The sequence below is a fragment of the Spirochaetota bacterium genome (assembly GCA_004297825.1).
Lineage (GTDB): Bacteria > Spirochaetota > UBA4802 > UBA4802 > UBA5368 > FW300-bin19.
This window is the reverse complement of sequence record SCSX01000063.1, coordinates 73,411-79,551: the sequence shown is the minus strand read 5'-3', so window position 1 is coordinate 79,551 and position 6,141 is coordinate 73,411. Positions and strand designations below refer to the sequence as shown.

General features: G+C 56.5%; 7 protein-coding genes. 2 read left to right on the top strand and 5 right to left on the bottom strand.

Features of this window, described 5'->3' with window-relative positions:
* The first annotated feature begins 107 nt into the window (after positions 1-107).
* Entirely contained in the window at positions 108-731 is a 624-nt protein-coding gene (locus EPN93_13120; protein TAL33967.1) for a hypothetical protein, read from the top strand.
* A gap of 60 nt (positions 732-791) precedes the next feature.
* Here the strand turns inward: EPN93_13120 and EPN93_13115 are convergent, their stop codons facing one another.
* The 4 genes from EPN93_13115 to EPN93_13100 all read right to left on the bottom strand — a co-directional run bounded on the left by EPN93_13115 (position 792) and on the right by EPN93_13100 (position 4,389).
* A complete protein-coding gene (locus EPN93_13115) occupies positions 792-1,505 on the bottom strand; it encodes a hypothetical protein (GenBank protein ID TAL33966.1) in 714 nt (237 codons plus the stop codon).
* 557 nt (positions 1,506-2,062) lie between these two features.
* A complete protein-coding gene (locus EPN93_13110; GenBank protein ID TAL33965.1) occupies positions 2,063-2,644 on the bottom strand; it encodes a manganese efflux pump in 582 nt (193 codons plus the stop codon).
* A gap of 36 nt (positions 2,645-2,680) precedes the next feature.
* On the bottom strand, positions 2,681-3,547 hold the full coding sequence (locus tag EPN93_13105) for a J domain-containing protein (GenBank protein ID TAL33964.1): 867 nt from the start codon (positions 3,545-3,547) through the stop codon (positions 2,681-2,683).
* Positions 3,548-3,552: 5 nt separating this feature from the next.
* On the bottom strand, positions 3,553-4,389 hold the full coding sequence (locus EPN93_13100) for a polysaccharide deacetylase family protein (GenBank protein ID TAL33963.1): 837 nt from the start codon (positions 4,387-4,389) through the stop codon (positions 3,553-3,555).
* Positions 4,390-4,547: 158 nt separating this feature from the next.
* Here EPN93_13100 and EPN93_13095 point away from each other — a divergent pair, with 158 nt between their 5' ends.
* Positions 4,548-5,384: a diaminopimelate epimerase gene (locus EPN93_13095; protein TAL33970.1), complete on the top strand. Its 837-nt coding sequence runs from the start codon at positions 4,548-4,550 to the stop codon at positions 5,382-5,384.
* Between the two features lie 105 nt (positions 5,385-5,489).
* Here the strand turns inward: EPN93_13095 and EPN93_13090 are convergent, their stop codons facing one another.
* The gene (locus EPN93_13090; protein ID TAL33962.1) at positions 5,490-6,113 is read right to left on the bottom strand and encodes a hypothetical protein; all 624 of its coding nucleotides are present in this window, start codon (positions 6,111-6,113) and stop codon (positions 5,490-5,492) included.
* Positions 6,114-6,141 lie beyond the last annotated feature (28 nt).

Genomic DNA, 6,141 nt, shown 5'->3' with positions numbered 1-6,141 from the left:
AAACTCAAACAGGCCCGTAATGCAAGATTTGAACGAAACAGGGAATTGAACAGCAATCTACTGGAGGATTTACCAGCTTAATTCAACCGAAAATAATTCCCATTTGGGTGAAGCGAAACACTTATGCGCTTAAACCAATAATAAAAACATTCTCTGACTCAATAATAATTTATTCACCTATATCGGACGACGACAGGCAATTATATTTACAAGGCGTATTTTCCACTATTACAGCATGTGCCGCTGCCTATACGATACTGATGCATGATGAAATTATATTTAGAGGAGGTATCGATATAGGGATTGCGTTTGAGATTGGTAATGAAGAAATATATGGATCAGCTCTTGTTAAAGCATATGAATTGGAATCGAAAACTGCTCGATATCCTAGGATTGTAATTGGAGACGAATTAGTAGCCTTCTTAAAAACCATTGCAGCAGGTTTATTCCGAACAAACATTGAGAACATTAACAAAGATGTTGCTACTAAATGTCTTAAATTGTTGATGATTGATGGTGATGGACATATAGCAATTGATGTATTGGGAAGCGAAATATTTACTTTATTTGAAGATTCTCTAGGTAGTTTTATTCATCGGGTTGTGAAATTTATTGAAAAACAAGTGCTTACTGCAAAGGAGAATAAGGATACTGAATTGTATTTCCGTTATATCGCACTTGAAGGATATATTGAATCAAGATTAGAAATTTGGCAGAAATATATTAAATAGCTTATACTGTGTCGGTATTCGCCTGACAATCACTCAATAAAGAGAGAGTGTCGGATTTTCCTACTCCCCACCCCCCAGCTTCCCCTTCTTCTCGTCCAGTTTCTCCAGATAATTCTCGATGATCTTCCCGAAATCCAGCTCCCCCTTCACGATCCGGTAGCGCTCGTTCTCGATAAAGCCCAGGTTCGTCGTGATCTTGTACTCGCCGGCGGCCTCCGCGTACTTGACGGCTTCTTCCCAGTAGGGGAGCGCCTCGCGGTAGTGCGTCGCGGCGATGTCCAGGCTCTCGGCGATTTCCTTCGCCCAGTCCTGGTTGTAAAATTTGACATCCCGCTTGTCGTAGCGCGCGGCGATGCCCAGGTAACTGCGCATGATGAGCATGTTGAGGTGCATGAACATGAGGTTCCGGTAGCGGCTGTACTCGTCCTCGCTGTCGATCTTCACGAGCGCCTCGCTCGGGTGGCGGAACTTGCTCGCGAGCGCGGTCTTGAGCCGCGCGATGTTCATGCGCAGCGTGTCCTCGTTGTAGTACATCTTGAGGCCGTACAGCAGGTAATAATCCTCCAGGTAGTGCGGCACGGTCTTGTTATGTAAACGCGATTTCGGGATGAAGTCCGAGAAGGGTGTAAAAGGGCCGCCTTCGTCCCGGAGGTTCGGGTACTGGGTGTTCTCGGACGCGAGCGGCGTCACGGAAAAGATCACGGCGATGAGCGCCCCTGCGCACGCGCCGCGGCATGAGCGTCCCCATCCGGAGGATGTGCGCGCGCGGTTCATAGGGCGGGACTCACTGCATGAACGCACTGTGTAAGAAAGGGGGAGGTGGGGATGGATGAGATCGGGGGGATAGTTTTAATTGTTTTGTGTCCCGTCCCCATTAATTTTATTGCGTGTCGCATTATCATGCCTTTTTATTTTTTCGTGTCCGATACACTATTCCACAAATATACTCCCGGCGATTCCCGGAACCGGTTCGGCCGTACATCGGTTCTGGACTCCCGCATGGTCCGATTGCCGGGGACCGATACCGCTCCTTGTGTCATTTCGACGAGTCCCGGCTTTTCGGGGCGAGGAGAAATCTTCATACAATGATGCTTGCAAGATTTCTCACGCCGGAAAACGGGGTTCGAAATGACAGTACCGCATCAACAAAAAATCCAATGCCGGAATAGCGGCTCTCCGTTAACGGCTTACCACTCAATCTGAGATTTCCATTTCTTGTGCCCGCCCCATTGAAAGCCCCAGGTTCGAATATTACCCCTCCCCTTTCTTCCAAGGGGGAGGCCGGGAGAGGGTCTAGTACAGTATCGGAACGGGCGGGCGCGGAATAAAGCTCAAATGATGCCGATATGCTCCAGCACGATCTTCACGCCGATCGCGATGAGGAGGATTCCCCCGGCGCGTTCCACGCGATTGCCCAGGAGGGCGCCGGCGTGCCGGCCCAGGCGAAGGCCCAGGATGGAGAACGCGGCGCAGATAATCCCGATGATGATGCTCGGTACGAGGATGGGCTTTGCCATCATACCCATGGAAAGCCCCACGGCCAGGGCGTCTATGCTCGTCGCGATCGAGAGCACGACGAGCGACCACCCGCGCGACGGATCGGGAGCGGTATCGGACCCCCCGTGCTTTTCCCCGAACGACTCCACCACCATCTTCCCGCCTATGGCCGCGAGGAGACCCAGCGCGACCCAGTGGTCATAGTCCGCTATGAGCGTCTCGACGAGGCTGCCGGCGAAGTAGCCCAGGATGGGCATCATGAACTGGAAGAGCCCGAAATGGAACGAGAGGCGGAAATAGTGCCGCCGCGTGGGCTCCGGGATGACGAGCCCGGCCGCGAGGCACACGCTGAAGGCGTCCATCGCGAGCCCCGTCGCGATTCCCAGGATGGTGATGAGCTCGGAGCCGGTATGCATGGTGGAGAGAACCTCGCGCGGTGGAGTGTGGGCTTGTCAGTTATCGGAGCCGGTGAAGAAGAGCGCAAGGTATTTTCGAAGCGCGACGGCGTACTCGAGCTTGATGCGCGTCTCGACCTCCCAGGTGGACTCGGGGTAGCCCGTGAGCCCGTCCTTGAAGTGATGGGCGGCCTTGAGGATGTGCGCCTCGACGATGTCGCGCCGGAAGCTTCCGCGGTTGTGCCGGTCGTAGAAGAGCTCCTTGTGGGCGATGTGCAGCGCCTCGTCCCCGCGCCGGTACATGCGGTAGGCCTCCACGTCGAGCATGCTCGCGTAGGAATCCGGGATCGTCACACATTCGGAGGACCGGTAGAAATTGAAGATCATTTCCCCGAATACCGCGAAATGCTCCAGGAGCTCGCGGTCCCGGGTGAGGGGGGTGAGCTTCTTGATCTCGTGAAAGCATTTCCGGAGCGTCGTCACCACCTCGTTGAAGATGCCGCGGTTGATCGGGTTTTCCCGGCGGAACATGTTGTACAGGCTGTACTGGAAATAACGGTAGAGCGCGTCCTTCGCGGTTTCGCGCGACTGGATGAACCGGTTCGTGATGATGTCGTCCTGGAGGTTTTCCCGGTAGTCCTGGGCGGACGCGGCGCGGGCGCGCGCGGGTTCCGGGCGGGGCGGCTGCGCGGCGGGGCGCTCCTCCTCGTGGGGTTCGGCCTGCTGGGCGTTCTCGAAGCGGTGGCTCGTGATCGTGGTGTAGGCGATGTTCAGGTTCGCCATCGCGCGGGTGGCCCACTCGATCCGGTTCTGGTTCTTGTCCGGGTGCAGGCGATGGGCGAGCTTCTTGAAGGCCTTCGCGACCTCTTCGTCGGTGGCGGTCGCGGGGACCTCGAGCAGGGAGTAGCAGTGTACAAGATCCATGGGGCTCACTCGACGATCGCGCGGACCGTCTCCTCGGAATCGTCCTTCTTGATGTGCCGTCTTCGCAGGCAGAAATTGTTGCGCGTCATGATATTGGTCCCGTCCTCGGTGGAGAAGGTGCGCTCGAAGCCCGCCTCGCGGCAGAGCTCGGCAAGCGTCGTCGTGAAGCGCCCGTACGGAAACGCGAAATAGCGAATTTCTTTTCCCAGGTAAAGCTCCATCTTCCTTTTGGCAAGATAAATTTCCTCGAAGAGCTTCTGGCGCGATTCGGGCGTGTTCTTTTCCAGGAGTCTCACCAGGTCCGGATGCGTCGCCGAGTGGCACTGTATGGAGATTCCCGCGCGCTCCATTTCGAGCAGGCGCTTCCAGGTGAGGTTCCTGTCGCCGCGGTTGAATATCTGCGAGGTATATACGAACAGCGTGACGGGGTAGCCGAATTCCCTCGCCAGGGGTAAGAGCTTCTCATAGAAGGAGAAAAAATCATCGTCGAAGGAGATCGCGACGGTCTTGCGGGGGAGGGCTTTGCCCAGGGCGACATGCTCGACGAGCGTATCGAGCCTGACCAGGTGAACCCCCATGGTCCGCAGCAGTTCGAATTGTGCGCGGAGCTTTTCGTAATCCAGGGAGTAACCCCCCGCGCCGTCGATGTTATGATACAGGAGCACCGGGACCGAATTGTTCCGGGACCGGTCCTCCGAGCCCTTGGCGCGCCATGACGGAAGGCCGTCGGTAACGAGCACGGGCGCGTCTCCCCGGCTGAAGACAAGGCTCCAGATGATGCCCGCCCCGCATAACAGGGCGAACAGGATGATTCCAATGTGTATCCAGGGCGCGCGTTTCATCCGGTTCTCTCAAAACAATTATCGTCCTGCCCGCTTAAAAATCAAGGGAAATGCCCCGCTGGGGACGGGGGAAAGAGTGCTTGACAGTGCGTATTCGGCGTACTTACTTATGAGCGTGCGAATATTCGCGCAAACAAATGTGCGGAGCCGGAGCGATGATCAAATTCACCAAGATGCACGGGATTGGGAACGATTACATCTACCTTGACGCGCGCGGCACGCCCGTGAAGTCCCCGGTGAAGCTCGCCGTGCAGATGAGCGACCGGCATACGGGGATCGGCTCCGACGGCCTCATACTCATCCTCAAATCGAAAAAGGCCGACTTCATGATGCGGATGTTCAACGCCGACGGCAGCGAGGCCGAGATGTGCGGGAACGGCATCCGCTGCTTCGCGAAGTACGTCTACGACCGCGAGCTCACAAAGGAAAAACGCATCTCCGTGGAAACGCTCGCGGGCATTAAACACCTGGACCTCTTCGTGCGCGGCGGGAAGGTGAACACGGTGCGCGTAGATATGGGCGAGCCGGTTCTCCAGCGCGAGCGTATTCCCATGAAGGGCGCTCCGGGCATGGTGATCGCCGAGACGCTCATGCTCGACGACGGGGTGAAATTCGAAATCACCGCGGTCTCCATGGGGAATCCCCACGCGATCATCTACGTCGAGGACGTGAAAAAATTTCCCGTGGAAAAATACGGTCCCATGATCGAGAACCACGACCTGTTCCCCAACAGGACCAACGTCGAGTTCGTGCAGGTCGTGAGCCCGTCGGAGGCGATACAGCGGACTTGGGAGCGCGGCTCGGGCGAGACGCTCGCCTGCGGTACGGGCGCATCGGCCGTCACGGTCGCGGGCGTCCTCACGGGACGAACGATCCGCCAGGCGCTGGTGCACCTTTCGGGCGGAGACCTGTTCACGGAATGGCGCGAGTCCGACAACCGCGTGTATCTCACAGGCCCGGCGGTGGAGGTCTTCCACGGCGAATGGCCCGGGTAAACCGCCTCCCCGACCCGGTAATTAAACAGGGCTATCGCTTTTCAGGAAGTTGCGTTTTTGGTCCTTGGAAGAGACCGGGTATGCAAACGGCGGGGTGCTCGGGTGTCAGCGCTTCTTCGATGCGACTTCCCACAGGTTTTTGCCGGGAATTCCCCTCTCTAAAATCATTACACTTTTAATGCCGGGAATATTTTCGGTGATGGTCTTCTCAACCGCCAGCCGGAAGTTCGACTCGCTCCCGGGGATCGATTCGGCGTTTTCCCTGAGCACCGCCAGCCCCAGGTCGATCACGCAGGTCTCCTCGAAAAACCATACGCCCCGCACGCCCAGGTCCGCCGGGACCGCCATGGAGGTATTTTCGTAATAGGAGCCGACGGCGACGGACTTGAAGAGGAGCCTGACCAGTTCATCGCGGTCGTCGAGCGCGGGGATATTGCGTGTCTCTTTCAACAGGGTCTTGCCGTCGGTGTCGGGAATGTAGACGACGAGTTCGTCGCGCGTGTCGATGACGGGGAACGAGGGGAATATGTCGAAGACGCTTTTCCCCGTATGAAAGCAGAACACGACGTAATTGAAGATGAGGGCGAGCGAGATGCCCAGGACAAGCATCCTGTTGCGTTCGATCCTGTCGGATTCGGCGCGCGCCCAGAGCTCGAGCCCCTTTTCCTTCGCGAGGAGGGCGTATTCCCTCGCCTTCTGTTTTATCTTTTCGGTATTGATCTTCTTCATGCCTGTCCCGCGCGCTGTAGTGTGTATC